This window comes from Sphingomonas sp. GW821-FHT10F09 (assembly GCF_058809195.1).
Genome location: NZ_JBXASI010000003.1, coordinates 263,861 through 286,413 on the forward strand (window position 1 = coordinate 263,861; position 22,553 = coordinate 286,413).

At 69.2% G+C, this 22,553-nt stretch carries 27 protein-coding genes; 21 read left to right on the forward strand and 6 right to left on the reverse strand.

The window, feature by feature from the left end; genetic code table 11:
* Positions 1-92: 92 nt before the first annotated feature.
* The 3 genes from infC to AC1RTO_RS11890 form a co-directional block, all read right to left on the reverse strand.
* Positions 93-626: a translation initiation factor IF-3 gene (gene infC, locus AC1RTO_RS11880; RefSeq protein WP_163959129.1), complete on the reverse strand. Its 534-nt coding sequence runs from the start codon at positions 624-626 to the stop codon at positions 93-95.
* A gap of 177 nt (positions 627-803) precedes the next feature.
* Positions 804-2,807: a threonine--tRNA ligase gene (gene thrS, locus AC1RTO_RS11885; protein ID WP_493161048.1), complete on the reverse strand. Its 2,004-nt coding sequence runs from the start codon at positions 2,805-2,807 to the stop codon at positions 804-806.
* 97 nt (positions 2,808-2,904) lie between these two features.
* Positions 2,905-3,720 carry an LD-carboxypeptidase gene (locus AC1RTO_RS11890; protein ID WP_493161049.1) on the reverse strand — a complete coding sequence of 272 codons (816 nt, stop codon included), beginning with the start codon at positions 3,718-3,720 and terminating at the stop codon, positions 2,905-2,907.
* 54 nt (positions 3,721-3,774) lie between these two features.
* Here AC1RTO_RS11890 and AC1RTO_RS11895 point away from each other — a divergent pair, with 54 nt between their 5' ends.
* The 21 genes from AC1RTO_RS11895 (at position 3,775) to AC1RTO_RS11995 (ending at position 20,442) form a co-directional block, all read left to right on the forward strand.
* The gene (locus AC1RTO_RS11895; RefSeq protein WP_493161050.1) at positions 3,775-5,214 is read left to right on the forward strand and encodes a glutamate ligase domain-containing protein; all 1,440 of its coding nucleotides are present in this window, start codon (positions 3,775-3,777) and stop codon (positions 5,212-5,214) included.
* A 23-nt stretch (positions 5,215-5,237) separates the two neighbouring features.
* On the forward strand, positions 5,238-5,474 hold the full coding sequence (locus tag AC1RTO_RS11900; RefSeq protein WP_493161051.1) for a DUF6356 family protein: 237 nt from the start codon (positions 5,238-5,240) through the stop codon (positions 5,472-5,474).
* Positions 5,475-5,546: 72 nt separating this feature from the next.
* Positions 5,547-5,951 (forward strand): hypothetical protein, encoded by a 405-nt coding sequence (locus AC1RTO_RS11905; protein ID WP_493161052.1) that lies wholly within the window; start codon positions 5,547-5,549, stop codon positions 5,949-5,951.
* Positions 5,948-6,151 (forward strand): helix-turn-helix transcriptional regulator, encoded by a 204-nt coding sequence (locus AC1RTO_RS11910; protein ID WP_493161053.1) that lies wholly within the window; start codon positions 5,948-5,950, stop codon positions 6,149-6,151. Before AC1RTO_RS11905 ends, AC1RTO_RS11910 begins: the two co-directional genes overlap by 4 nt.
* 1 nt (position 6,152) lies before the next feature.
* A complete protein-coding gene (locus AC1RTO_RS11915; protein ID WP_493161054.1) occupies positions 6,153-7,058 on the forward strand; it encodes an alpha/beta fold hydrolase in 906 nt (301 codons plus the stop codon).
* Positions 7,059-7,122: 64 nt separating this feature from the next.
* Positions 7,123-7,845, forward strand: coding sequence for an alpha/beta hydrolase (locus AC1RTO_RS11920; RefSeq protein WP_493161055.1), 723 nt, complete (start codon positions 7,123-7,125; stop codon positions 7,843-7,845).
* Complete coding sequence (locus AC1RTO_RS11925; protein WP_493161056.1) at positions 7,842-8,618, forward strand: tetratricopeptide repeat protein; 777 nt, start codon at positions 7,842-7,844, stop codon at positions 8,616-8,618. Before AC1RTO_RS11920 ends, AC1RTO_RS11925 begins: the two co-directional genes overlap by 4 nt.
* Before the next feature lie 72 nt (positions 8,619-8,690).
* Positions 8,691-9,128, forward strand: coding sequence for a VOC family protein (locus AC1RTO_RS11930; RefSeq protein ID WP_493161057.1), 438 nt, complete (start codon positions 8,691-8,693; stop codon positions 9,126-9,128).
* Positions 9,128-9,856, forward strand: coding sequence for a hydroxyacylglutathione hydrolase (gloB, locus tag AC1RTO_RS11935; RefSeq protein WP_493161058.1), 729 nt, complete (start codon positions 9,128-9,130; stop codon positions 9,854-9,856). Before AC1RTO_RS11930 ends, gloB begins: the two co-directional genes overlap by 1 nt.
* A gap of 31 nt (positions 9,857-9,887) precedes the next feature.
* Positions 9,888-10,304 (forward strand): hypothetical protein, encoded by a 417-nt coding sequence (locus AC1RTO_RS11940; RefSeq protein WP_493161059.1) that lies wholly within the window; start codon positions 9,888-9,890, stop codon positions 10,302-10,304.
* A gap of 4 nt (positions 10,305-10,308) precedes the next feature.
* A complete protein-coding gene (locus AC1RTO_RS11945; protein ID WP_493161060.1) occupies positions 10,309-10,686 on the forward strand; it encodes a hypothetical protein in 378 nt (125 codons plus the stop codon).
* Positions 10,687-10,742: 56 nt separating this feature from the next.
* A complete protein-coding gene (locus AC1RTO_RS11950) occupies positions 10,743-11,969 on the forward strand; it encodes a sensor histidine kinase (protein ID WP_493161061.1) in 1,227 nt (408 codons plus the stop codon).
* 54 nt (positions 11,970-12,023) lie between these two features.
* Positions 12,024-13,061 (forward strand): substrate-binding domain-containing protein, encoded by a 1,038-nt coding sequence (locus AC1RTO_RS11955; protein WP_493161062.1) that lies wholly within the window; start codon positions 12,024-12,026, stop codon positions 13,059-13,061.
* A complete protein-coding gene (gene pstC, locus AC1RTO_RS11960; protein WP_493161063.1) occupies positions 13,058-14,434 on the forward strand; it encodes a phosphate ABC transporter permease subunit PstC in 1,377 nt (458 codons plus the stop codon). Before AC1RTO_RS11955 ends, pstC begins: the two co-directional genes overlap by 4 nt.
* A complete protein-coding gene (gene pstA, locus AC1RTO_RS11965; protein WP_493161064.1) occupies positions 14,427-15,683 on the forward strand; it encodes a phosphate ABC transporter permease PstA in 1,257 nt (418 codons plus the stop codon). The genes pstC and pstA overlap by 8 nt, the downstream gene beginning before the upstream one ends.
* The gene (pstB, locus tag AC1RTO_RS11970) at positions 15,677-16,438 is read left to right on the forward strand and encodes a phosphate ABC transporter ATP-binding protein PstB (protein WP_493161208.1); all 762 of its coding nucleotides are present in this window, start codon (positions 15,677-15,679) and stop codon (positions 16,436-16,438) included. Before pstA ends, pstB begins: the two co-directional genes overlap by 7 nt.
* Positions 16,438-17,133 (forward strand): phosphate signaling complex protein PhoU, encoded by a 696-nt coding sequence (gene phoU / locus AC1RTO_RS11975; protein WP_493161065.1) that lies wholly within the window; start codon positions 16,438-16,440, stop codon positions 17,131-17,133. Before pstB ends, phoU begins: the two co-directional genes overlap by 1 nt.
* On the forward strand, positions 17,133-17,825 hold the full coding sequence (phoB, locus tag AC1RTO_RS11980; protein WP_254289388.1) for a phosphate regulon transcriptional regulator PhoB: 693 nt from the start codon (positions 17,133-17,135) through the stop codon (positions 17,823-17,825). The genes phoU and phoB overlap by 1 nt, the downstream gene beginning before the upstream one ends.
* Positions 17,826-17,924: 99 nt before the next feature.
* Positions 17,925-18,356 carry a hypothetical protein gene (locus AC1RTO_RS11985; RefSeq protein ID WP_493161066.1) on the forward strand — a complete coding sequence of 144 codons (432 nt, stop codon included), beginning with the start codon at positions 17,925-17,927 and terminating at the stop codon, positions 18,354-18,356.
* A 93-nt stretch (positions 18,357-18,449) separates the two neighbouring features.
* Positions 18,450-19,352 carry an SDR family NAD(P)-dependent oxidoreductase gene (locus AC1RTO_RS11990; protein ID WP_493161067.1) on the forward strand — a complete coding sequence of 301 codons (903 nt, stop codon included), beginning with the start codon at positions 18,450-18,452 and terminating at the stop codon, positions 19,350-19,352.
* Between the two features lie 70 nt (positions 19,353-19,422).
* The gene (locus AC1RTO_RS11995; RefSeq protein WP_493161068.1) at positions 19,423-20,442 is read left to right on the forward strand and encodes a hypothetical protein; all 1,020 of its coding nucleotides are present in this window, start codon (positions 19,423-19,425) and stop codon (positions 20,440-20,442) included.
* 22 nt (positions 20,443-20,464) lie between these two features.
* Here the strand turns inward: AC1RTO_RS11995 and AC1RTO_RS12000 are convergent, their stop codons facing one another.
* From AC1RTO_RS12000 to AC1RTO_RS12010, 3 genes are read right to left on the reverse strand one after another with little or no spacing between them, the layout of a single operon-like run.
* A complete protein-coding gene (locus AC1RTO_RS12000) occupies positions 20,465-21,448 on the reverse strand; it encodes a nucleotidyltransferase domain-containing protein (RefSeq protein ID WP_493161069.1) in 984 nt (327 codons plus the stop codon).
* On the reverse strand, positions 21,433-22,287 hold the full coding sequence (locus AC1RTO_RS12005) for an HprK-related kinase A (RefSeq protein ID WP_493161070.1): 855 nt from the start codon (positions 22,285-22,287) through the stop codon (positions 21,433-21,435). Before AC1RTO_RS12005 ends, AC1RTO_RS12000 begins: the two co-directional genes overlap by 16 nt.
* On the reverse strand, positions 22,284-22,550 hold the full coding sequence (locus AC1RTO_RS12010; RefSeq protein WP_493161071.1) for an HPr-rel-A system PqqD family peptide chaperone: 267 nt from the start codon (positions 22,548-22,550) through the stop codon (positions 22,284-22,286). The genes AC1RTO_RS12005 and AC1RTO_RS12010 overlap by 4 nt, the downstream gene beginning before the upstream one ends.
* Between the last annotated feature and the right edge of the window lie 3 nt (positions 22,551-22,553).

Here is a 22,553-nt window from a genome sequence, read left to right on the forward strand (position 1 = left end):
GGACCCGGTGTTCGAAAAAGCATGACGCTACGGAAAGCGTCCATCGCGATAAAGTGCGACAGCAGGGTTTACCCGGCCGTCGGCGCGGCCGCTTACTTGGGCGCGAGCACCATCAGCATCTGCCGGCCTTCCATGCGCGGATAGGCCTCGACCTTGGCGGTTTCGGCGACCTGTTCGGCGACGCGCTGCAAGACCGCCATGCCGAGCTGGCCATGGCTCAATTCGCGACCGCGGAAGCGCATGGTGACCTTGACCTTGTCACCCTCCTCGATGAACTCAGCGACCTTCTTCATCTTGGTGTCGTAATCGTGGTCGTCGATGTTCGGACGCATCTTGATCTCCTTGATCTCCTGCGTCTTCTGCGACTTGCGGGCGAGGTTCGCCTTCTTCTGCGCCTCGTACTTGAACTTGCCGACGTCGAGGAACTTGGCGACGGGCGGATCGGCGTTGGGCGACACCTCGACCAGATCCAGGCCGAGTTCCTGCGCCTGCGCCATCGCCTCACGCGTGTACATCACGCCAAGATTCTCACCCTCATGGTCGATCACGCGGACCTTGGGGCTGACGATCCACTCGTTGAAACGAGGGCCATTCATTGGCGGCGCCTGGTTCGGCCGGCGCATCATGGGAGGACGTATGGGTATAGCTCCTGCAGTGGTTTGAATCGCATATAGGCGATTATCGTGCCGAATTGAAGGCTAGTCGCGTTCGTCGAGGCGAATCGTCACGCCGGCGAGGAGCGCGGCCACCGGCTGATGCGGCTCGAACGCCTCGACATGGCCTGGCTATCCTGCAGGTTCCTCCTAGCGCAGATCGGGCGGCGTCGCCTCGTCGGTCAGCCTGGCGACGATCTCCTCCACCGTCACGAATTCCTGCGCCTGGCTGCCGAGGCGGCGGACGGCGACCTTGCCCTCCTCCGCCTCGCGCTTGCCGACCACCAGCAGCACCGGGATCTTGGCGAGCGAATGTTCGCGGACCTTGTAGTTGATCTTCTCGTTGCGCAGGTCGGTTTCGACGCGGATGCCCGCCTTGCGCAGCATCGCCGCCACCTGTTCGGCGTAATCGTCGGCGTCCGACACGATCGTCGCGACCACCGCCTGCACCGGCGACAGCCACAGCGGGAAGCGGCCAGCGTGGTGCTCGATCAATATGCCGATGAAGCGTTCGAACGTGCCGAGGATCGCGCGATGCAGCATGATCGGGCGGTGGCGGTTGCCGTCCTCGCCGACATAGCTGGCGTCGAGCCGTTCGGGCAGCACGGTGTCGGTCTGGATCGTACCGACCTGCCACGTCCGCCCGATCGCGTCGGTCAGGTGGAATTCGAGCTTGGGTGCGTAGAAAGCGCCCTCGCCCGGCAGTTCCTCCCAGCCATATTCGGGCGTGTCGCGGCCCGTCGCGGCGACGGCGTCGCGCAGCGATTGCTCCGCCCAGTCCCACATGTCTTCCGACCCGAAGCGCTTCTCCGGCCGCAGCGCCAGCTTGATCGCATAGCTGTCGAAGCCGAGGTGCTTGTAGACACTGTCGAGCAGTTCGCAGAACTTGCGAACCTCATCGACCAGCTGATCCTCGCGCACGAAGATATGCGCGTCGTCCTGCGTGAACTGGCGGACGCGCATGATGCCGTGCAGCGCGCCATGCGGCTCGTTGCGGTGGCAGCAGCCGAATTCGGCCATGCGGATCGGCAGGTCGCGATAGCTCTTGATCCCCTGTTTGAAGATCAGGACGTGCGCCGGGCAGTTCATCGGCTTGAGCGCCATCAGGTCGCCTTCGCCGGACAGCACCGCGCCCTCGTCCTCGGTATTCGGCACTTCGTCCGGCACCACGAACATGTTCTCGCGATACTTGCCCCAATGGCCGGACTGTTCCCACTGTTTGGCATCCATCAGCTGAGGCGTCTTGACCTCGGCATAATCGGCGGCGTCGAGCCGGCGGCGCATATAGGCCTCCAGCTGCCGCCACAGGATGAAGCCCTTGGGGTGCCAGAAGACGCTGCCCTGCGCCTCGGACTGGAGGTGGAACAGGTCCATCTCCTGCCCGATCTTGCGATGGTCGCGCTTGGCCGCTTCCTCGAGCATGAAGAGATGCTGGTCGAGCTGCTTCTTGTTGAGCCAGCCGGTGCCGTAGATGCGGCTGAGCATCGCGTTCTTCTGATCGCCGCGCCAATAGGCGCCAGACACGCGCGTCAGCTTGAACGCCTGCGGGTCGAGCTTGCCGGTCGATACCATGTGCGGGCCGCGGCACATGTCGAGCCACTGGCCCTGACGATAGATCGTCAGTTCCTCGTTGTCGGGCAGTTCTGCGGCCCATTCGGCCTTGAACGTCTCGCCCTGCTGCGTCCACGTCTCGATCAGCTGCTCGCGGGTCCAGACCTCGCGCGTGAACGGCTCGTTGCGGGCGATGATGCGGCGCATCTCGTCCTCGATCGCGGGCAAATCGTCCTCGGTGAACGGCCGGTCCTTAGGCGCGAAATCGTAATAGAAGCCGTCGTCGGTCGCGGGACCGAAGGTGATCTGCGTGCCGGGGAAGAGGTGTTGCACCGCCTCCGCCATGACGTGCGCGAGGTCGTGGCGAACGAGTTCGAGCGCGTCCGCCTCGTCCTTCGCCGTCACCAGCGCGAGATGGGTGTCACCGTCGAACGGGCGGTTGAGATCGCGCACCTGCCCGTCGATCCGCGCGGCGAGCGCCGCCTTGGCGAGGCCCGGCCCGATCGCGGCGGCAACGTCCGCGGGGGTAGTTCCGGGCGCAACCTCGCGGACGGAACCGTCGGGCAGCGTGATACGGAACAGCTCGGCCGTTTGGGCGGACATGATGAACTTTCAGGTTGGTTGAGGCAGCCGCGAATAAAGCGGCTCAGGGTATATAGGCAAGCGTTGTGGAAATCGCCCGCCGCGATCGTTCACCGGATCAGGTCAGCCCGAACGGCACCACCCGGTTGCTCTGCGTATGGCCGATGTCCGCCCGCCCGAGATACGGCACGCCGAGGTCGCGGCACCAGCGCTGCACCATATATTCGAGACTCTCGGCCCATTCGGGCTCGTTCGGCTTCACCGCGGTCGCATCGCCCAGCCGCACGCCGGCGATGCCTTTCAGCTGCGTCGCATGGCCCATGTGGAACAGCAGCCGGTCGATATTGTACATCGGTTCCGACACCTCCTCGATCAGCAGGACGTGATCGGTCAGGTCGGGCAGATAGGGCGTGCCGATCAGGCTGCCGAGGATCGACAGGTTGAACGCCGCCGCCGGCCGCCCGTCGAGCCCCGGCTCCAGTCCCTGCCGGTCGCCCCGCGCCAGCCAGCCGAGCGACCGCGCGACGGTGACGTCGCCCTGTTTGCGGCGGATGTCGCTCGCCATCGGGCCGTGGCAGGGCCGGCCGATCCGCCGCGCGTAGAGCGCACCGAGCAGGAACCCCATGTCGGAATAGCCGAGATAGGTCTTGTGCCGCGCCGCCGGCCCCAGTTGCGGCATCACCAGCGGCAGGATGCGGTTCGAACCATAGCCGCCGCGCAGGAACCAGATCGCGTCGAAACCGGGATCGTTGGCGAATTCGAGGAAGGCGGATGCGCGGCGCGCGTCGCTGCCGGCGAAATGGCCTTCGACCTCCCAGCATTGCGGATGGACGACCAGATCGACCTCCGGATAGGCCAGCGCGGCGAAGGCGATGAACGGCGCCTCGGCATCCTTGTTGCCGATGCTGGCCGGCGCCACCACTCCAATCCGCATGCCCTGATCGCCTCATCTCTTGCCCGCGCAGGCTTGCGTCGATAGCGCGGCGCGATGGCGAACGGCAACATCTCCCCATCCGCGCACGGCTCCATCGGGGGCAAGCGCTTCTTTCTGGTCGGTATCGGCGGATCGGGGATGATGCCGCTGGCGACGATCCTGCGCGGCCGGGGCGCGCTGGTCGACGGGTCGGACCGCGGGCTGGACCAGGGCCGCGTCCCCGCCAAGTTCGACGCGCTGCGCGCTCGCGGCATCGGCCTGTTCGCGCAGGACGGCAGCGGCATCACCTCGGCGGAGCAGATCGTCGTCGCCTCCGCCGCGGTCGAGGACAGCGTGGCCGACATCGTCGCGGCGGACCGGCTCGGCTGCGCCCGGGCGAGCCGCGCCGACCTGCTGAGCAGCCTGTTCAACCAGAGCCGCCTGCCGATCGGGATCGCCGGCACCAGCGGCAAATCGACCGTCACCGGCATGATCGGCTGGATCCTGCACGCCACCGGCCGCGACCCGACGGTGATGAACGGCGCGGTGATGAAGAACTTCGCCCGCCCCGACGCCGCCTTCGCCAGCGCGCTGGTCGGCGCGGGCGAGGCCTTCGTCAGCGAGGTCGACGAAAGCGACGGGTCGATCGCGCATTACCGGCCGCGGATCGCGGTGCTCAACAACGTCAGCCTCGATCACAAGGGACTGGACGAACTGCGGCGCCTGTTCGCCGGCTTCATTGCCGGGGCGGAGACGGCGATCGTCAACCTCGACAATGACGAGGCCGCGGCGCTGGCCCGGGGGTTGCCCAAAGAGCGGCTGGCGACCTTCGGGCTCGACCGCGACGCCGACTTCGCCGCGCATGCGATCGTCGAGGCGCCCTTCTCGGTCGCGTTCGACCTGATCGCCGGGGGTGGCGCGCCGATCGCGGTGACCCTGCGCGTACCGGGCCGGCACAATGTCGCCAACGCGCTGGCCGCGATCGCCGCCAGCCTCGCGGCGGGCGTGCCGCTGGCGCAGGCGGCGCAGGCGGTCGCGGGCTTCACCGGCCTCCGCCGCCGCTTCGATCTGGTCGGGGAGGCGGCGGGCGTCGCGGTGATCGACGATTTCGGGCACAACCCCGACAAGATCGCCGCCACGCTCGACACGCTGCATGCCTTTCCCGGCCGGCTCCTCGTACTGTTCCAGCCGCACGGTTACGGCCCGCTCAAGGTGATGCGCCGCGAACTGGTCGCGATGTTCGCCGACCGGCTCGGCCCCGACGACGTGCTGGTGCTGCCCGATCCGGTCTATCACGGCGGCACCGTCGCGCGCGAGGTTGGCAGCGCCGACATCGTCGCCGACATCGCCGCCGCCGGACGCGCGGCGCTCCATATCGCCGACCGTGCGGCGGCCGCCGACCGGCTGGTCGACATGGCACGCGCCGGCGACCGTATCGTCGTGATGGGTGCCCGCGACGACACGCTCGCCCTGCTCGCCACGGACATGCTGGCGGCGCTGGCCGCGAAGGGTTAGTCTGGCGGCGGAGGTACGCAGCGATGAACCCGTTCACCGAGCATCCGGCCACGGTCGGCGAAAGCTATACCGAGCATTTCCACGTCGCCACGCATTTCGGCCTGCGCATGATCGCGGGCGGGATCGGCGCGGTGCTGCACGGCATCTTCCCCTTCCTGTGCAAGACCACCGGCAGCCGCACGATCGAGGCGCTGCACGGCGAGATCGTCGCCAAGCGCGGCGACGTGGTGCAGCAGAGATCGGTGGAATTCATCATCTGATGTAAAGCGCGCTTGACGTAAAGCTCCCTTTCCATGTAAAGCTTCCTTCACAACGACTCGAAGGAGGCCCAGATGCGTTTCTCCCCCGCCCAGCGCCGCTACAACCGGCGCATCATCGTCCTCGCGATCATCTATGCCGCCGTGCTGCTGCCGGTCTGCTGGCTGTTCGCACGCCACCTCGTCGCCGGGCCGCTCGCCTATGCGCTCGGCATCCTGCCCGCCCTGCCGGTGTCCGGCTTCTTCGCCGTGATCGGCATGTATCTCGCCGAGGAAACCGACGAATATCTGCGGATGCTGCTGGTGCGGCAGGCGCTGGTCGCGACCGGCCTCGCAATGACCACGGCGACCTTCTGGGGCTTTCTGGAGGGGTTCGACCTCGTCCCGCATCTCGTCGGCTATGCCTGGCCGATCGTATGGTTCGCCGGCCTCGGCCTCGGCTCCGGCATCAACGCGCTGATCGAGCGGAGGGCGGCATGAACAACCATCTGCGCGACCTGCGAGCGCAGCGCGGCTGGTCGCAGCAGCATCTTGCTGAACAGCTCGAGGTCAGCCGGCAGAGCGTCAATGCGATCGAGACCGGCCGCTACGACCCGTCCCTCCCCCTCGCCTTCCGCATCGCCGAACTGTTCGCACTCGCCATCGAAGACGTCTTCGTCAGCCCATCAAAGGAGAAGTGATATGATCCGTTATTTCGGCCTCCGCCTCGCCGCCACCGCCCTGACGCTCGGCGTCGTCCTGCAACCCGCCCCCGGCCATGCCGCGACGCCGGCGCCCACCATGCAGATGGCCCGCATCTCCGTCGTCGCATCGGGCAAGGGATCGCCGGTGATCCTCATCCCCGGCCTGTCCTCGCCGCGCGCGGTCTGGGACGGCGTCGTGCCGGCGCTGGCCAGCCACCACCGCGTCTATGTCGTGCAGGTCAACGGCTTCGGCGGCGACGCACCGGGCGCGAACCTGACGCCCGGCATCCTCGACGGCATCGTCGCCGACCTGCATACGCTGATCGCGAAGGAACGGATCGCCGGCGCCGCGGTGATCGGCCATTCGATGGGCGGGCTCGCCGCGCTGATGCTCGCCAGGGCGCATCCGGCGGATGCGGGCAAGCTGATGATCGTCGACTCGCTGCCCTTCATCGGCACGCTCTATGCCCCCGGCGCGACCGTCGCGATGGTCGAACCGCAGGCGAAGGCGATGCGCGACGCGCAGGTCGCGAGCTACGGCAAGCCTGCCAGCGACGCGACGGCGACCGCCACCGCGAACCGGCTCGCGGCGAAACCGGCGTCGCGCGCGCTGGTCGAACGCTGGTTCAAGGCCGCCGACCCGCGCGTGTCCGGACAGGCGATGTACGAGGACCTGACCACCGACCTGCGCCCCGCGATGAAGCAGATCGCGACGCCGATCACGATGGTCTATCCCTGGTCGCCGACCGGGCCGACCAAGGCGCAGGCAGACGCACTCTACAAACCCGCTTATGCCGAGGCGCCGCACGTCACCTTCGTCGATATCGGCGATGCCGCGCATTTCGTGATGCTGGACCAGCCCGAAGCCTTCGCCCGCGCGGTGGACGCCTTCGCCGGTCGCTGAACGACGGGTGATGAACGGTGGGCGAGGCTCCACATCCGGCACGGCCCGGGATAAGGACGGGGGCATGACCCAGCTGCCCCGCCCCCGCCTCGCCTATCACCACACCGGTGGCGACGGCCCGACCGTCGTCTTCCTCCCCGGCTATGCCTCCGATATGCAGGGGACGAAGGCCGTCGCGCTGGAGGGCTGGGCACGGACGACGGGGCGGGCGTTCCTGCGCTTCGACTATGGCGGCTGCGGCCAGAGCGAGGGCGCGTTCGAGGATCAAACGCTCGCCGGGTGGCGCGACGACGTCGTCGCGATGCTCGACCAGATCGCGACCGGGCCGGTGGTGCTGGTCGGATCGTCGCTCGGCGGCTGGCTGATGCTGCTCGCCGCCCGCGCGCGGCCCGCCGCGGTGGTCGGGCTGGTCGGCATCGCGCCGGCCCCCGATTTCACCGACTGGGGCTTCTCGACCGAGGACAAGATGACGATCCTGACCGAGGGCCGGCTGGAACGCGCCAACCCCTATGGACCGGAGCCCACCGTCTACACCCGCGGCTTCTTCCAGTCGGGCGAGGCGAACCGGCTGATGTTCGGCACGATCCCCTTCGACGGTCCGGTGCGGCTGCTGCAGGGACAGGCCGACCCCGACGTGCCGTGGCATCGCACCGTGCGGCTCGGCGAGATGATCCGTTCAGCCGACGTGCAGACGCTGCTCATCAAGGACGGCGATCATCGCCTGTCGCGCGACACCGATATCGCGGCGATCGTCCGGGCCACCGAGGACGTGCTGAACCGCTTATGATCCTGCTTCTCGCCGCCGCGCTTCAGGCCGCTTCTCCCGCCCCGTCCACCGTCGCCACGGTCAAGGGCGCCGACCCGCGCGAGGCGCGCTACGACCTGTGCGTCCGGCTGGCGAACAGCGATCCCGCCGCCGCCCGTGCCGAGGCGATGCGCTGGGCGACGAGCGGGGGCGCATGGTTCGCGCGGCAATGCGCCGGCCTCGCCTATACGCAGGAGGGCAATTTTCCGGCGGCCGCTGCCGAATTTGAGGCCGCGGCGAAGGCTGCGGAGGCGGCGCGCGACCGCCGTGCCGCCAATTACTGGGCGCAGGCGGGCAATGCACGGCTGGCGGCGGGTGACGTGCCCCGCGCGCGCGCCGCGCTCGACACCGCGCTGATCGCGGGTACGCTGGACGGTTTCGCGCTCGGCGAGGCGCAGCTCGACCACGCCCGCGTGCTGGTCGCGGCGAACGAACCGGAGGCGGCGCGCCGCGACATCGACCTCGCGCTGACGCATGCCGCCGACGACCCGCTCGCCTGGCTGCTGTCGGCGACGCTGGCACGGCGCGAGGGCGATCTGGTCCGCGCGAAGAAGGATATCGCCGAGGCACTGAAGCGCGCGTCGGACGACGCCTCGGTCCAGCTCGAGGCCGGCAACATCGCCGCCGCCGCCGGCGACGAGGCCGGCGCGCGTACGGCCTGGACGCAGGCCGCCCGCCTCGCACCCGATGCCCCGGCAGGACGCAACGCGCGCGCGGCGCTCGCCCAGTTCGATGCGCCTACGACGAAGCCCTGACGCCGTGGACACCCTATGGCCGGCCATGCGTTGAGGGGGTAATCATTCATCGCCACCACGACAGGGTTTCGCATGCACTATCTCCACACCATGATCCGCGTCACCGATCCGGACGCGACCATCGCCTTCTTCGAACTGCTCGGCCTCAGGGAGGTGCGGCGTCTGGAGAACGAGCAGGGGCGCTTCACACTGATCTTCCTCGCCACCGAGGCGGATATGAACGGTCCCGGCGAGCGCGCGAAGGCGGAGGTCGAGCTGACCTATAACTGGGATCCGGAGGAATATGGCGGGGGTCGCAACTTCGGCCATCTCGCCTATCGCGTCGACAATATCTACGACACCTGCCAGCGGATGATGGACGGCGGCGTGACGATCAACCGTCCGCCGCGCGATGGCAACATGGCCTTCGTCAAGACGCCGGACGGCATCTCGATCGAGCTGTTGCAGGCGGGCGACGCACTGGCACCGGCCGAACCCTGGACGTCGATGCCGAACACCGGGAGCTGGTGATGGCGTTGGAGATCGTCCGCGTCCCCGTGCTCAGCGACAATTACGCCTGGCTGGTCCACGACCCGGTCAGCGGCGAAACGGTCGCGGTCGATCCGGGCGAGGCGGCGCCGGTGCAGGCCGCGGCCGCGGCACGGGGCTGGACGATCGGTCAGGTGTGGACGACGCACTGGCACCCCGACCACACCGGCGGCAACGAGGCGATCCGCGCCGCCGGTGCGCGGATCACCGGCCCCGCCGCCGAAGCCGGCAAGATCCCGACGCTGGACGAGACGGTCGGCGAAGGCGATCTGGTGGGGATCGGGACGGCGGTCGCCACCGTTCTGCACGTACCCGGCCATACCGCCGGCCACATCGCCTTTCATCTGGCCGATGACGGCGCGATCTTCACCGGCGACACGCTGTTCGCGATGGGCTGCGGTCGGCTGTTCGAGGGCACGCCGGCGGAGATGTTCGCCAACATGCAGCGCTACGCCGCCCTGCCCGACGCGACCGAGGTCTATTGCGGCCACGAATATACCCAGTCGAACGGCCGGTTCGCGCTGACCGTCGAGCCGTACAATGCCGCGCTGGTGGCGCGCATGATGCACGTCGACGATGCGCGTGCGGCGGGCGAGGCGACGGTGCCGACGACGATCGGGCTGGAGCGGGCGACCAACCCGTTCCTGCGCGCACGCGATGCGGCGGAGCTCGGCCGGCTGCGCGAGCAGAAAGACACATTTCCCGGCTGAGCTGTTCAGCCGGGCACGACAGGAGGTTCTCATGAAGACCGCAGGATCGTTGATCGCCGTCGCTCTGCTGGCTGCCGCCTGCACGCAGACCCCGCAGGAACGGATCGCCACGCAGGAGGCCAATGCCGCCGCCGCGACAAAGCTCGGCAAGCAGCTCGCGGGGCTGACCCCCGGCCAGTCGACCTCCTGCATGCCGCGGTTCCCGACGACGCAGGTGCAGGCATTCGGCCCGACGATCCTCTACACGGTCAGCCGCGGCCTCAAATACCGCAGCGACACCGCCGGCGGCTGCGAGCGCGTCGGGCGCGGCGACATCCTCGTCACCCGCTCGCCGACCGGCCAATTGTGCCAGGGCGACATCGCCACGACGATCGACCAGGCGGGGCGGACGTTCAGCGGCAGCTGTTCGTTCGGTCCGTTCGTCCGCTACAGCAAGACGGGATCGTGACGCGATGATCCGGCCGCTCGCCGCGCTGGCGCTCGCCCTGCCGTTGCTCGCCGCCGGATCGGACCCGCTCGCCGGTCGGGTCGCGGGCGCGCCGCAGCGGTGCATTTCCCTGTCGGCGACCAACGGCCCGTCGATCGTCGATGCGCGCACGATCCTCTATACCGAAGGCGCCGGGCGGCGGGTCTGGAAGACCGGGCCGGTGGGCAATTGCCCGTCGCTGGAGCCGCTGACGACGCTGATCGTCGACGTCTACGGCGGGCAATTGTGCCGCAACGACCGGTTCCGCGTGCTGACGCCGGGCACGTCGATCCCGTCCGCTTACTGCCGTTTCACCGAATTCACGCCCTACACGCGGGCTGCGGACGCACCCAGGCCGGATTGACGGGGACGGCGATACACCCCCTGCCCAGCCCGCCCGACTTGGGCTAGCCACGGCACATGGTGTCCCGATTCGTCCGACGGCTGAGTGGCGCGATCGTCATCGCGATCGGCATGGCCGTCGGCGTCTTTCTCGTTGACGGGCGCGCCGACGGCGCGGCCATCGCATTGGTCGGCGGGATCGCGGTCGCGCTGGCGGCGATGGGCCGCGGCGACGAGGGACAGGCGGCGACCGGGCATAGCGGCCCGGATGCGAACGTGCTGCTCGGCGAGGTACTCGACGTGATCGCCGAACCGGTGCTGCTGGTCCGCGGCGGCATCGTCTCCTGCGCCAACGCTGCCGCCGGGGCATTGCTCGGCCGCCATATCGTCAGCGAGGACGTGCGCGTCGCGATCCGCCATCCCGCCGCCGCCGACCGGCTCAGCTCCGGCGCGCCGCTGCCCGGCCGGCCGGTCGAACTCGTCGGACTCGGCACCCCCGACCAGCGCTGGGAGATGCGGACCGGGGAGACCAGCGACGGCGCCCGCATCGTCCATCTCGTCGACCAGAGCGGCAATTACGCCGCGGAAAAGATGCGCGTCGATTTCGTCGCCAACGCCAGCCACGAACTGCGCACGCCGCTCGCCTCGATCCTCGGCTTCATCGAGACGCTGAACGAAGAGGCGGGCGAGGACCCGGGCCTGCGCAAACGCTTCCTCGACGTGATGTTCGCCGAGGCGCAGCGGATGCAGCGGCTGGTCGAGGACCTGATCTCGCTGTCCCGGATCGAGGCGGAGAAATACCGCCTGCCCGGCGACCGGCTCGACCTCGGCGAACTGCTCGAGGATGTCGCGGCGGAGATCGCGGCGGCGCGCAGCCCGCGCGCGGACAATGTCGGCGTCACCATCGAACCGGACCTGCCGCAGGCGATCGGCGACGAGGCGCAACTGTCGCAGCTGTTCCACAACCTCATCGGCAACGCGATGAAATACGGCCGCCCCGGCACGCCGGTGACGGTGACGCTCGGCCTCGACCGCTCGGGCCTGCTGCGGCTGTCCGTGGTCGACGAGGGCGAGGGCATCGCCCCCCAGCATATCCCGCGCCTGACCGAACGCTTCTATCGCGTCGACGCCGGGCGCAGCCGCAGCGTCGGCGGCACCGGCCTCGGCCTCGCGATCGTCAAGCATATCGTCGAGCGCCACCGCGGCCGGCTCGACATCGCCAGCAAGGTCGGCGTCGGCACCACCGTCACCGTCGCAATTCCGCCCGCCGAACCCGTTACCGGCGGCGCTGTCATCAAAGGGTAACCGAACCGTCACACAGGCGGATCGGGGCGACGCGGAGTCGCCCGCGGGGGTCCGATGCGCGTTCTACTTATCGGCCTGACGGGGCTTTGCCTCGCGGGTTGTCAGGACCAGGCGAATGGCGGTGGCGGCGGCACGCGGGATCAGATCACCGTGGTCGGCTCGTCCACCGTCTATCCCTTCACGACCCTGATCGCGGAGACGTTCGTCGCGACCAATCCGGATGCCAGGGCACCGGTGATCGAGTCGACCGGTACGGGCGCGGGGATGAAGCTGTTCTGCGCCGGCATCGGCGCGGGCCATCCCGATATCGAGGATGCCTCGCGCCGGATGAAGCGCAGCGAATATGCCGCCTGCGAAGCGAATGGCGTCGGCCCGGTCATGGAGGTCCAGATCGGCATCGACGGCATCGCCTTTGCCGAAGCGCGCAACGGCCCCGGCATGACGCTGACCCCGGCGGACCTGTACCGCGCGCTGGCGGCGGCGCCGCTCGGCCGGCGCAACACCGCCAGGCTGTGGCGCGACGTCAATCCGGCGCTGCCCGCGACGCCGATCCAGGTCTATGGCCCGCCCGCGACCAGCGGCACGCGCGATGCGCTCGCCGAACTGATCCTCACCCGCGGCTGCGAGGCGGTCGATCCGCGTGCGAAGACGCTCGGCCCCGACGCGCACAAGACCCTGTGCACGCGGGTGCGCGAGGACGGCGCCTATGTCGATGCGGGCGAGAACGACAATCTGATCGTGCAGAAGCTCGCCGCCAACCCGACGGCGATCGGCGTGTTCGGCTACAGCTATCTCGAACAGAATACGGGCAGCGTGAACGGCGTCGCGATCGACGGCGTCAAGCCGACCTATGCGACGATCGCCGCGGGCGCATACCCCGGATCTCGACCGCTGTATCTGTATGTGAAGAAGGCGCATCTGCGCGCGATCCCCGGCCTCGCGACATTCCTGCAGCTGTACGCCCGCGCCTGGGGCCCCGACGGCCCGCTGATCCGCCGCGGCCTCATCGCCGCGCCCCCGGCGGTGCGGGCGAAGGCGGCGGCGGTCGTCGCGAACGAGACGCCGCTCGACCCTGCGGAACTGGGATCGTGACCGGCCTCGCCATCGTCCTCGTCGTCTTCGGCCTCGCGCTGATCGGCTGGCTCGCCGCGCGGATGCGCGCCGCGACGTTCCGCAAGCCCGGGGTCGCGCGCTTCAGCGCCCTGCCCGTCCATTACGGCTATTTCGTCGCGATCTGCGCGCTGGTGCCGCCGCTCGTCTTCCTCGGCGTGTGGAGCCTGACCGCGCCCGCCCTGATCACCGATGCGGTCATCGCGACGCCCGCCGCCGCGGCGCTGCCGCCGGGCGGCTTCGAGCGCGCCTCGATCCTTGCCGAAGCGCGCGAACTCGGCGCCGGCCGCAGCTACGGCGCGTTCCACGAGCTGTCGGCCAAACTCGCCCCCGCCTATGCCGCCGCGCAGAGCCGTTACGACTGGATCGCCACCGCGGTCGCACTGCTGCTCGCCTTCGCCGGCGGCGGCCTCGCCTTCACCCGCGTCCGCCCCGATTTCGCCGCCCGCACGCAGGTCGAGCGCGGCGTCATGCTGCTGCTGCTCGCCGCATCGCTGATCGCGATCCTGACCACGGTCGGCATCGTCGCCTCGCTATTGTACGAATCCGCACGGTTCTTCAGCATCGTGCCGATCGGCGAATTCCTGTTCGGCACGCACTGGAGCCCGCAGGTGATCGACGCGCGCGATCCCGGCGCCAGCCTCGGCGCGGTGCCGCTGTTCTGGGGGACGTTCTTCATCGGCGCGGTCATCGCCATGGCGGTCGCGATCCCGTTCGGGCTAATGAGCGCGATCTACCTCACCCAATATGCCCGCGCCGCGACCCGCCGCTGGATGAAGCCGGTGCTGGAGATGCTCGCGGGCGTGCCGACCGTGGTCTACGGCTATTTCGCCGCCCTGACCGTCGCTCCCGCGGTGCGCGAACTGGGGCTGACGCTCGGCATCGCCAACGCCTCGTCGGAAAGCGCGCTGGCGGCGGGTGCGGTGATGGGGATCATGATCATCCCCTTCGTCTCGTCCATGGCCGACGATTCGATCGCCGCCGTCCCCGCCGCGATGCGCGACGGCAGCCTCGCGATGGGCGCGACCAGTTCGGAAACGATCCGCAAGGTCATCCTGCCCGCCGCCCTGCCCGGCGTCGTCGGCGGCATATTGCTCGCGGTGTCGAGGGCGATCGGCGAGACGATGATCGTCGTCATGGCGGCCAGCGGCGTCGCGACGCTCACCGCCAATCCCTTCGCCAGCACCACCACCGTCACCAAGCAGATCGTCGACCTGCTGACCGGCGAGGCCGAGTTCGACAGTGCCAAGACGCTCGCCGCCTTCGCGCTCGGGCTGACCCTGTTCGTCATCACGCTGGCGCTCAACGTCGTCGCGCTGACCGTCGTCAAACGCTATCGGGAAGCCTATGAATAGGACGCGCCAGCCGACCGACTGGAAGGGTGCGGCGGTCCAGCGCCGCACCCGCCGTCGCTATGCCGCGGAGCGCCGCTTCCGGTTGCTGGGCCTCGCCGCGGTATGGCTGTCGGCGGGCTTCCTCGCCTTCCTGCTCGCGAGCATGCTGTGGCAGGGCGCCAGCGGCTTCCGCCAGACCCGGGTTGCCCTGCCGATCGACCTCGCCGCGGCGAAGCTGGCGGTGACGCCGGCGCAGCTCAGGGGCCGCGGCGCCGACCTCGCGCTCGCCGGCGCCGGGCTGGAAGGCGTCGTCGATCGCGCCGCGACCCAGGCCTATGGCGGCGCCGGCACCGACCTGCTGTCGGACGGCGCATGGCTGGTCGTGCGCGACGCGATCAAGCGCGACCCCGCCATGCTCGACCGCCGCGTCACGATTGCCGTCCCCGTCGACAGCGCGCTCGACGTCGCCGCCAAGCATGACGGCAATCCGCAGGCCGAGGCGACCGTCGCGCGGCTGCAGGCGCAGGGCGTGCTCACCACCGGCTGGAACCTCGGGTTCCTCACCGCCGCCGATTCGACCGATCCGACCCGCGTCGGCATCTGGGGCGCGTTCAAGGGCTCGCTCCTCACCATGGCGGTGACGATCGGCCTCGCCTTCCCGATCGGCGTGCTCGCGGCACTCTACCTCGAGGAATATGCGCCGCGGAACCGCTGGACCGACCTGATCGAGGTGTCGATCAACAACCTCGCCGCGGTGCCGTCGATCATCTTCGGCCTGCTCGGCCTCGCGGTGTTCCTCGGCACCTTCCATTTGCCGCGGTCGGCGCCGCTGGTCGGCGGGCTGACGCTCGCGCTGATGACCATGCCCGTCATAGTCATCGCCGGGCGCAACGCGATCAAGGCGGTGCCGCCGTCGATCCGCGATGCCGCGCTGGCGGTCGGCGCCTCGCCGGTGCAGGTCGTGTTCGACCACGTCCTGCCGCTCGCGCTGCCCGGCATCCTCACCGGCACGATCATCGGCATGGCGCGCGCGCTGGGCGAAACCGCGCCGCTGCTGATGATCGGCATGCGCGCCTTCATCGCCGCGCCGCCCTCGCGCCTGACCGACCCCGCCACGGTGCTGCCGGTGCAGATCTTCCTGTGGTCCGACGACGTCGACCGCGGCTTCGTCGAGAAGACGTCGGCGGCGATCATCGTGCTGCTCGTCTTCCTGCTCGCGATGAACGGCCTCGCCATCTACCTCCGCAACCGTTTCGAGACCCGCTGGTGACCCACAAGATCTCTGCCAAGGACGTCAGCGTCTTCTACGGCGCCAAACAGGCGATCGATCACGTCTCGATCGACGTCGACCAGGACAATGTCGTCGCCTTCATCGGCCCGTCGGGCTGCGGCAAATCGACCTTCCTCCGCACGCTCAATCGGATGAACGACACCGTCGCCAATGCGCGCGTGACGGGCGAGATCCTGCTCGACGGCGAGGATATCTACGCATCGTCGATGGACGTCGTGCAGCTGCGCGCGCGCGTCGGCATGGTGTTCCAGAAGCCCAATCCCTTCCCGAAGTCGATCTACGAGAATGTCGCCTACGGTCCGCGCATCCATGGCCTCGCCACCGCGCGGGCGGACCTCGACCTGATGGTCGAGCAATCGCTGCGCCGCGCCGGCCTGTGGGACGAGGTGAAGGATCGCCTGTCGGACAGCGGCACCGCGCTGTCCGGTGGCCAGCAGCAGCGGCTCTGCATCGCCCGCGCCATCGCGGTCGATCCGGAGGTCATCCTGATGGACGAACCGTGCAGCGCGCTCGATCCGATCGCGACCGCGAAGATCGAGGAGCTGATCCACGGGCTCAAGGGCCGCTACGCGATCGTCATCGTCACCCACAACATGCAGCAGGCGGCGCGCGTCTCGCAGCAGACCGCCTTCTTCCACCTCGGCCAGCTGGTCGAGTTCGGCCGGACGGGCGACATCTTCACCAACCCGCGGGAGGAACGCACCCGCGACTATATCACCGGGCGGTACGGCTAATGGTAGATCATACGGTCAAGGCGTTCGACGCCGACATCGGCCAGCTGCGGGGTATGATCTCGCAGATGGGCGGGCTGGCGGAGGATGCGATCGCGCAGGCGATGAAGGCGTTGCAGCGCCCCGACCCGGCGCTCGCCGCACGCGTTCGCGCCGACGACAAGGCGATCGACGCGATCGAATCGGAGGTCGAGCGGCTCGCCGTCCGCATCATCGCGCTGCGTGCGCCGATGGCGGTCGACCTGCGCGAGGTGGTGGCGGCGCTGAAGATCGCCGCGGTGGTCGAACGCATCGGCGATTACGCCAAGAACATCGCCAAGCGCGTGCCGATGATAGACGGCGAACACCGGATCGAACCGATCTCGCTGCTGCCGTCGATGGCGCGGATGGCGAGCGACATGGTCCGCGCGGCGCTCGATGCCTTCGCGGCGCGCGATCCCGAGGCGGCGATGCGCGTCGTGGAAAGCGATGCCGCGCTCGACGATTTCTACGACAGCATCTTCCGTACGCTGGTGACCTATATGGTCGAAAATCCGCGCACGATCAGCCAGGTCGCCCACCTGCTGTTCGTCGCCAAGAACCTCGAGCGGATCGGCGATCACGCCACCAACGTCGCCGAGATGGTCTATTTCGCCGCAACCGGCACCCAGATGGCCGACCGCGATCGCGGCGGCGCAACTTCCGAGGACAAACGCTGATGGCACGCGCATCCATGCTGCTGGTCGAGGACGATGCCGCCCTCGCCGAACTGCTGATCTATCATTTCAAGCGCGAGGATTTCGAGGTCGCGCACACCCCCGACGGCGAGGAGGCGTTGCTGCTCGCCAAGGAAAAGGCGCCCGACATCGTCCTGCTCGACTGGATGGTCGAGGGGCTGTCCGGGATCGAGGTCTGCCGTCGCCTGCGCCGCATGACCGAGACGCAGAACGTGCCGATCATCATGCTGACCGCGCGCGGCGAGGAAGAGGATCGCATCCGCGGCCTCGAGACGGGCGCCGACGATTACGTCACCAAGCCCTTCTCGCCCCGCGAGCTCGTCGCCCGCGTCAGCGCGGTGCTGCGCCGCGTCCGGCCGGCGCTGGCGGGCGAGGCGCTGACCTATGACGACATCGAGATGGACACGGTCGGCCACAAGGTCCGCCGCTCGGGCGAGGTCGTGCCGCTGGGGCCGACCGAATTCCGCCTGCTCAAGCATTTCCTCGAACATCCCGGCTGGGTGTTCAGCCGCGAACGCCTGCTCGACGCGGTTTGGGGGCATGACAGCGACATCGAAAGCCGCACCGTCGACGTCCACATCCGTCGCCTGCGCAAGGCCATCAATATCGGCGACCGCCCGGATCTGATCCGCACCGTGCGCTCGGCCGGCTATTCGCTCGATTCGGGCGCATAATAGAATCGGGCGCGAAACGAAGGAGAAAACTTTGGCTTGGGGCGTTGGGCTGGGGCGCTGACGTATTTCAGTGCATGAGATTCCAAAGGAGACTCCGCGATGAAGCTCATCTTGCTGGCCGCCACGGCCCTGATCGCCGCCCCCGTCATGGCGCAGACGACCCCGGCGCCTGCCGACGCACAGACTGCACCGGCCGGAACGCCCGATCAGACCATGACGCCCGCACCGGCCGATCCCGCCGCAGCGCCGGCCGATCCGGCATCGGCACCGCCGCCCGCCGACGCCGCCAGCGCACCGGCACCGCAGGCGTCCGCGCCCGCGCCGATGGCGACCGGTTCGGGCACGCCGGCAGGCGGCTATGCCCCGACGGGCTCGGCACTGAGCGGCGGCACCCCCGGTGCGACGCTGCCCCCGGTCTTCCGTCCGGCGCCGACCCCGGATCAGGCCTATCCGGCCCCGGCACCGCTCGCGAAGTATCCGGTCTGCAAGAAGGGTCAGTACGACCAGTGCATCCAGCGCGGCGGCAAGTAAGCCCCGCGCATCGGCGGCCGGCATGACCGGTTGCCAGATGCCACTTACCGTTTAGGGAAAGGCGCTCCAACGATAGAGAGGAGCGCCTTTTTCATGTCCCCCATTCGCTTCGACGGCAAGGTAGCGATCGTCACCGGTGCCGGCGGCGGTCTCGGTCGCCATTACGCACTCGAACTCGCCCGCCGCGGCGCGCGGGTGGTCGTCAACGACCTGGGCGGTGCGCGCGACGGCACCGGCCATTCCGACGCCGCACTGGCGGTGGTCGAGGAAATCCGCGCGGCGGGCGGCGAGGCGATGTCGAACGGCGGCAACGTCGCCGACTTCGACCAGATGGTCGACATGGTCGCCGCGGCGAAACAGGCATGGGGCGGCGTGCACATCCTCATCAACAACGCCGGCGTCCTCCGCGACAAAACCTTCGCCAAGATGGACCCGGCCGATTTCGAATTCGTCGTCCGCGTCCACCTGCTCGGCTCCGCCATGGCGACCAAGGCATGCTGGGAGACGTTCCGCGAGCAGAATTACGGCCGCGTGCTGATGACCGCCTCGTCCACCGGCCTGTTCGGCAATTTCGGCCAGGCGAATTACGGCGCGGCGAAGATGGGCCTCGCCGGCCTTACCAAGACGCTGGCGATCGAGGGCGCCAAGAACGACATCCGCGTCAACACGATCGCCCCCACCGCGGGCACGCGCATGACCGAGGACCTGTTCCCCGCCGCCGCGTTCGAAGCCTTCGCGCCGGAAAAAGTCGCCCCCGGGGCGCTCTACCTCGTCAGCGAGGACGCGCCGACCAACGTCATCCTCGGCGCGGGCGCCGGCGCGTTCCAGGCCTCCTACGTCACGCTTACCCCCGGCACGCTGCTGACCGGCGACGATCTGTCGCCCGAGGGCGTCGCCGCGCATTGGGATGCGATCACCGACCGAACCGGCGAGATCGTGCCGAAGACGGGCGCGGAACAGGCGATGACGGTGGGCAAGCTGCTGCAGGGCGGCTGAGGTCGCACGGGGTGTATTGATTAAACAATACACCCCTGATACCCTCCCGGCGTCAACAGGGAGGATCACCATGTACAGCGAAAGCGACATCGATGGCGCGGTGACGGCGGGGGCGATATCGCCCGCCGCCGCCGCGGCGCTGCGCGCCCACGTCGCGACCAGCCAGGCGGCCCCGGCGGTCGACGAGGAGCATTTCCGGCTGCTCACCGGCTTCAACGACATCTTCGTCGGAATCGCGCTGGTGCTGCTGCTCGTCGCGGTCGGCCAGATCGGCATGGCGATCACGCCGGCCGCGGGCGGCGGGTTGGTCGCCGCCGCATCCTGGGGCCTCGCCGAATATTTCACCGCGCGCCGCCGCATGGCCTTGCCGAGCATCCTGCTGCTGATCGCCTTCGTCGGCGGCGTCGCGGGCGCGCTGTTCGGCCTAGTCGAGACGGTCGCGCCGCATATCGACGGCCGCGCCGGTGCACTGGCGGCGGCGGGGGTCGCCTTCGCCGCAGCGGGGGCGGCATGGCTGCACTGGCGGCGGTTCATGGTGCCGATCACCGTTGCCGCGGGGGCAGCGGCGCTGGTCGGAACCGCAATCGGCCTCGCGGTCGCCGCCGTTCCGACGATCGAGCAGGCGGTGTGGCCGCTGCTACTGGTCGGCGGCCTCGCGGTCTTCGCCACCGCAATGCGCTGGGACATGAGCGACACGCAGCGCCGCACCCGCCGCTCCGACGTCGCCTTCTGGCTGCATCTCGCCGCCGCACCGATGATCGCGCATTCGATCTTCCAGATGCTCGGCGTGTTCCGTGGCGAGATCGGCGCCGGCATGGCGCTGGTGGTGCTGGCGCTCTACGTCGGCTTTGCCGCGATCGCGCTGGCGGTCGACCGGCGCGCGTTGCTGGTCAGTGGCCTCGCCTATGTGCTGGCCGCGCTCTACGCGCTGTTCCGCAGCGCCGGCGCGATCGAGCTGGGCGCGGCGCTGACCGCCTTCGTCATCGGATCGGCGCTGCTCAGCCTGTCGGCCTTCTGGCAGCCCATGCGTCGCGCCGTAGTCACCACGCTGTCGCAGTCGCTGCGGCATCGCCTGCCCGCGGTGGCATAGACCCGACCGATCGGCGGCGGGCTTATCCCTGCCGCCATTTCGTCCACAGATGCCGCGCCAGCATCGCCGGCGGCATGCGCAGCCAGTGCGAACGGATATAGAAGACCAGCCGCGTCAGCGGGCGGATCGGCCGGCCCCAATCGTCGCGTGCGAGCAGGCGTCGCAGATAGAGCCGGTCGATCCAGCCCGGCGGCTCGACCGGTGCCGGCGTCCCGAACAACCGCCGGCTCAGCCGCAGCGCCCGCGCCATCTCGCGTGCCAGTCCGTGATGCCGCGCCCGCGCCGCCAGCCCGTCGCTGCCATGCTCCCCGATCAGGCAGTGGATATCCCACAGGTTGCGCAGCCCTCCTGCCAGATCGCCGTCCGCGAACAGATGCGCCGCCGCATGGACCGCCATGTCGTTAGGAGACAGCAGCGACAGGCCGTTGCCCAGCGGCTGCGCGTCGGCCAGCAGCGCCGGAGCGTCCGGCCGGATCCGCGCGGTCAGCGGCAGGATCGTATGGTGGACGTCGATCATCCGGTCGCGCTCGCGGTGGATTAGCGGCGGCAGTTCGTGCATCCAGCGACGGTAATATACATCGTCATAGGGATCGGCCTTCACCCCTTCCCATCCCGCCGCGAGCAGCGCCGCCTCCACCGCATCCAGCGTATCCCGCGGCACCAGGATGTCGAGATCGCCGATCGATCGCCCCCGCCCCGCCGACAGCCCGCCCGCGACGAAGGCGGTGCCCTTCAACAGCACTACCGCACATCCCAGCGGCGCCAGCGCCCGCCGAGCCATCTCCGCCTCCCACAAAGCGGCACGGCGGCCGTTCTCGGCGGCGATCCGGGCGTCCGCCAGCAGCAGCGCGACATCCTCGGGCAGCGGCAGTCCGTCGAGCCGATAGGCCAGCGTCCCCAGCAATTGCTCGGCACGGGCGGTGGTGATGAGCCCGATCCAGTCGGTATCGAGCGTCAGCGACTGCGGGTCGGCAAGCGCGCGAGCGAGGGTCAGAGCGTCCGCCACAGCGCCTCCACCTGCGCCACCGCCGCCGCGCCGGCGGGATAGTCGATCGCATGCGCCGGCACCGCCCGCACCAGCCGGGTGAGCGCGCCGAACCCCGCTTCGCCCATCGCGACATAATTGGTCGACGCCTGGGTGAGCCGGACGAACGCCTCGCTGGCGCGCACCGGAAGCGTCTCCGCCGCGAAGCCGTAACGGGGGAAGAGCAGCAGCGCCGGCCGTGCCGGTTCGTCCATCGCCCCCACCGCCAACCCGTCCGGCACCATATGGCGGATGTCGCCCTTAGGCGTCCCCGCGAGCAGTGGCCCAAAGCGCGCCTCCGGCTGCGCCGCCATCGCCGCCGCGATCCCCGCATTCTTGAGGCTGATGAGCCGGGGAAAGGCGTGGACGAGTCCGGACTCCGGATCGATCAGCGCGAATTCGTCGCCCATGAACCGCCAGCCCTTCGCCGCGAGCAGCGTCGCCAGCGTCGATTTGCCCGCGCCCGATTCACCCGTCATCAGCAATGCGCGCCCGTCGCGCTCGACGCAGGACGCGTGGAGCAGCAGGTAGCGCCGGCCACCGAGCGCCAGCTGCAGGTTCATCGCCATCTCCGCGGCGAGCAGCCCCTGCGCCAGCGGCAGCGGTGCCGCCTCCGGCAGGGTGTAGTCGCCAGCGATGCGGATCGACGGGCGCACCCAGCGCCGCCACGGTCGCGTCGCCTCCAGCCGGACGGTGAAATCGGGCAGGTTGGGCGAGGGATAATAACGGTATAATTCCCGCAGCTGGTCGATCGGCGCGCGCCAGTCGCTGCCGACGCGAAAGCCGATCGGTCCGATCCGCACCGAGAAGACGTGCCTCATGCTGCCTCGACCAGCCCGGCGACCATCAGTTCGTCGAGCCGCGCGGCCAGTGCCGCATCGTCCGCATCGGCAAGGTCGAACCGGTCCGACAGCCTCGCGAGCAGTCCGTCGAGGTCGAGCGGCGCGTCCGCCAGCGCCGTCAATATCTCGGGCGCGGGGCTGGCAAGCAGGTGCGTGATCCCCGACGGGCGATGGAATATTGCCGTAAACGAGTCGAGCTCGGCGGTGAGCAGCGCCTCGGCGGGCGGGGCGCGATAGCGCATGCC

What these genes read in the sequence shown, in the direction of transcription:
- AC1RTO_RS11910 (WP_493161053.1), top strand. Translation starts at nt 5,948, where the DNA reads ATGAACAACCATCTGCGCGACCTGCGAGCGCAGCGCGGCTGGTCGCAG.
- AC1RTO_RS11945 (WP_493161060.1), top strand. Translation starts at nt 10,309, where the DNA reads ATGATCCGGCCGCTCGCCGCGCTGGCGCTCGCCCTGCCGTTGCTCGCC.
- pstA (WP_493161064.1), top strand. Translation starts at nt 14,427, where the DNA reads ATGAATAGGACGCGCCAGCCGACCGACTGGAAGGGTGCGGCGGTCCAG.
- AC1RTO_RS11950 (WP_493161061.1), top strand. Translation starts at nt 10,743, where the DNA reads ATGGTGTCCCGATTCGTCCGACGGCTGAGTGGCGCGATCGTCATCGCG.
- AC1RTO_RS11890 (WP_493161049.1), bottom strand. Translation starts at nt 3,720, where the DNA reads ATGCGGATTGGAGTGGTGGCGCCGGCCAGCATCGGCAACAAGGATGCC.
- AC1RTO_RS11990 (WP_493161067.1), top strand. Translation starts at nt 18,450, where the DNA reads ATGTCCCCCATTCGCTTCGACGGCAAGGTAGCGATCGTCACCGGTGCC.
- AC1RTO_RS11915 (WP_493161054.1), top strand. Translation starts at nt 6,153, where the DNA reads ATGATCCGTTATTTCGGCCTCCGCCTCGCCGCCACCGCCCTGACGCTC.
- AC1RTO_RS11995 (WP_493161068.1), top strand. Translation starts at nt 19,423, where the DNA reads ATGTACAGCGAAAGCGACATCGATGGCGCGGTGACGGCGGGGGCGATA.
- AC1RTO_RS12010 (WP_493161071.1), bottom strand. Translation starts at nt 22,550, where the DNA reads ATGCGCTATCGCGCCCCGCCCGCCGAGGCGCTGCTCACCGCCGAGCTC.
- AC1RTO_RS11920 (WP_493161055.1), top strand. Translation starts at nt 7,123, where the DNA reads ATGACCCAGCTGCCCCGCCCCCGCCTCGCCTATCACCACACCGGTGGC.
- AC1RTO_RS11955 (WP_493161062.1), top strand. Translation starts at nt 12,024, where the DNA reads ATGCGCGTTCTACTTATCGGCCTGACGGGGCTTTGCCTCGCGGGTTGT.
- gloB (WP_493161058.1), top strand. Translation starts at nt 9,128, where the DNA reads ATGGCGTTGGAGATCGTCCGCGTCCCCGTGCTCAGCGACAATTACGCC.
- AC1RTO_RS11930 (WP_493161057.1), top strand. Translation starts at nt 8,691, where the DNA reads ATGCACTATCTCCACACCATGATCCGCGTCACCGATCCGGACGCGACC.
- phoB (WP_254289388.1), top strand. Translation starts at nt 17,133, where the DNA reads ATGGCACGCGCATCCATGCTGCTGGTCGAGGACGATGCCGCCCTCGCC.
- AC1RTO_RS11940 (WP_493161059.1), top strand. Translation starts at nt 9,888, where the DNA reads ATGAAGACCGCAGGATCGTTGATCGCCGTCGCTCTGCTGGCTGCCGCC.
- thrS (WP_493161048.1), bottom strand. Translation starts at nt 2,807, where the DNA reads ATGTCCGCCCAAACGGCCGAGCTGTTCCGTATCACGCTGCCCGACGGT.
- phoU (WP_493161065.1), top strand. Translation starts at nt 16,438, where the DNA reads ATGGTAGATCATACGGTCAAGGCGTTCGACGCCGACATCGGCCAGCTG.
- AC1RTO_RS11900 (WP_493161051.1), top strand. Translation starts at nt 5,238, where the DNA reads ATGAACCCGTTCACCGAGCATCCGGCCACGGTCGGCGAAAGCTATACC.
- AC1RTO_RS11905 (WP_493161052.1), top strand. Translation starts at nt 5,547, where the DNA reads ATGCGTTTCTCCCCCGCCCAGCGCCGCTACAACCGGCGCATCATCGTC.
- AC1RTO_RS11925 (WP_493161056.1), top strand. Translation starts at nt 7,842, where the DNA reads ATGATCCTGCTTCTCGCCGCCGCGCTTCAGGCCGCTTCTCCCGCCCCG.
- infC (WP_163959129.1), bottom strand. Translation starts at nt 626, where the DNA reads ATGATGCGCCGGCCGAACCAGGCGCCGCCAATGAATGGCCCTCGTTTC.
- AC1RTO_RS12005 (WP_493161070.1), bottom strand. Translation starts at nt 22,287, where the DNA reads ATGAGGCACGTCTTCTCGGTGCGGATCGGACCGATCGGCTTTCGCGTC.
- AC1RTO_RS11895 (WP_493161050.1), top strand. Translation starts at nt 3,775, where the DNA reads ATGGCGAACGGCAACATCTCCCCATCCGCGCACGGCTCCATCGGGGGC.
- AC1RTO_RS11985 (WP_493161066.1), top strand. Translation starts at nt 17,925, where the DNA reads ATGAAGCTCATCTTGCTGGCCGCCACGGCCCTGATCGCCGCCCCCGTC.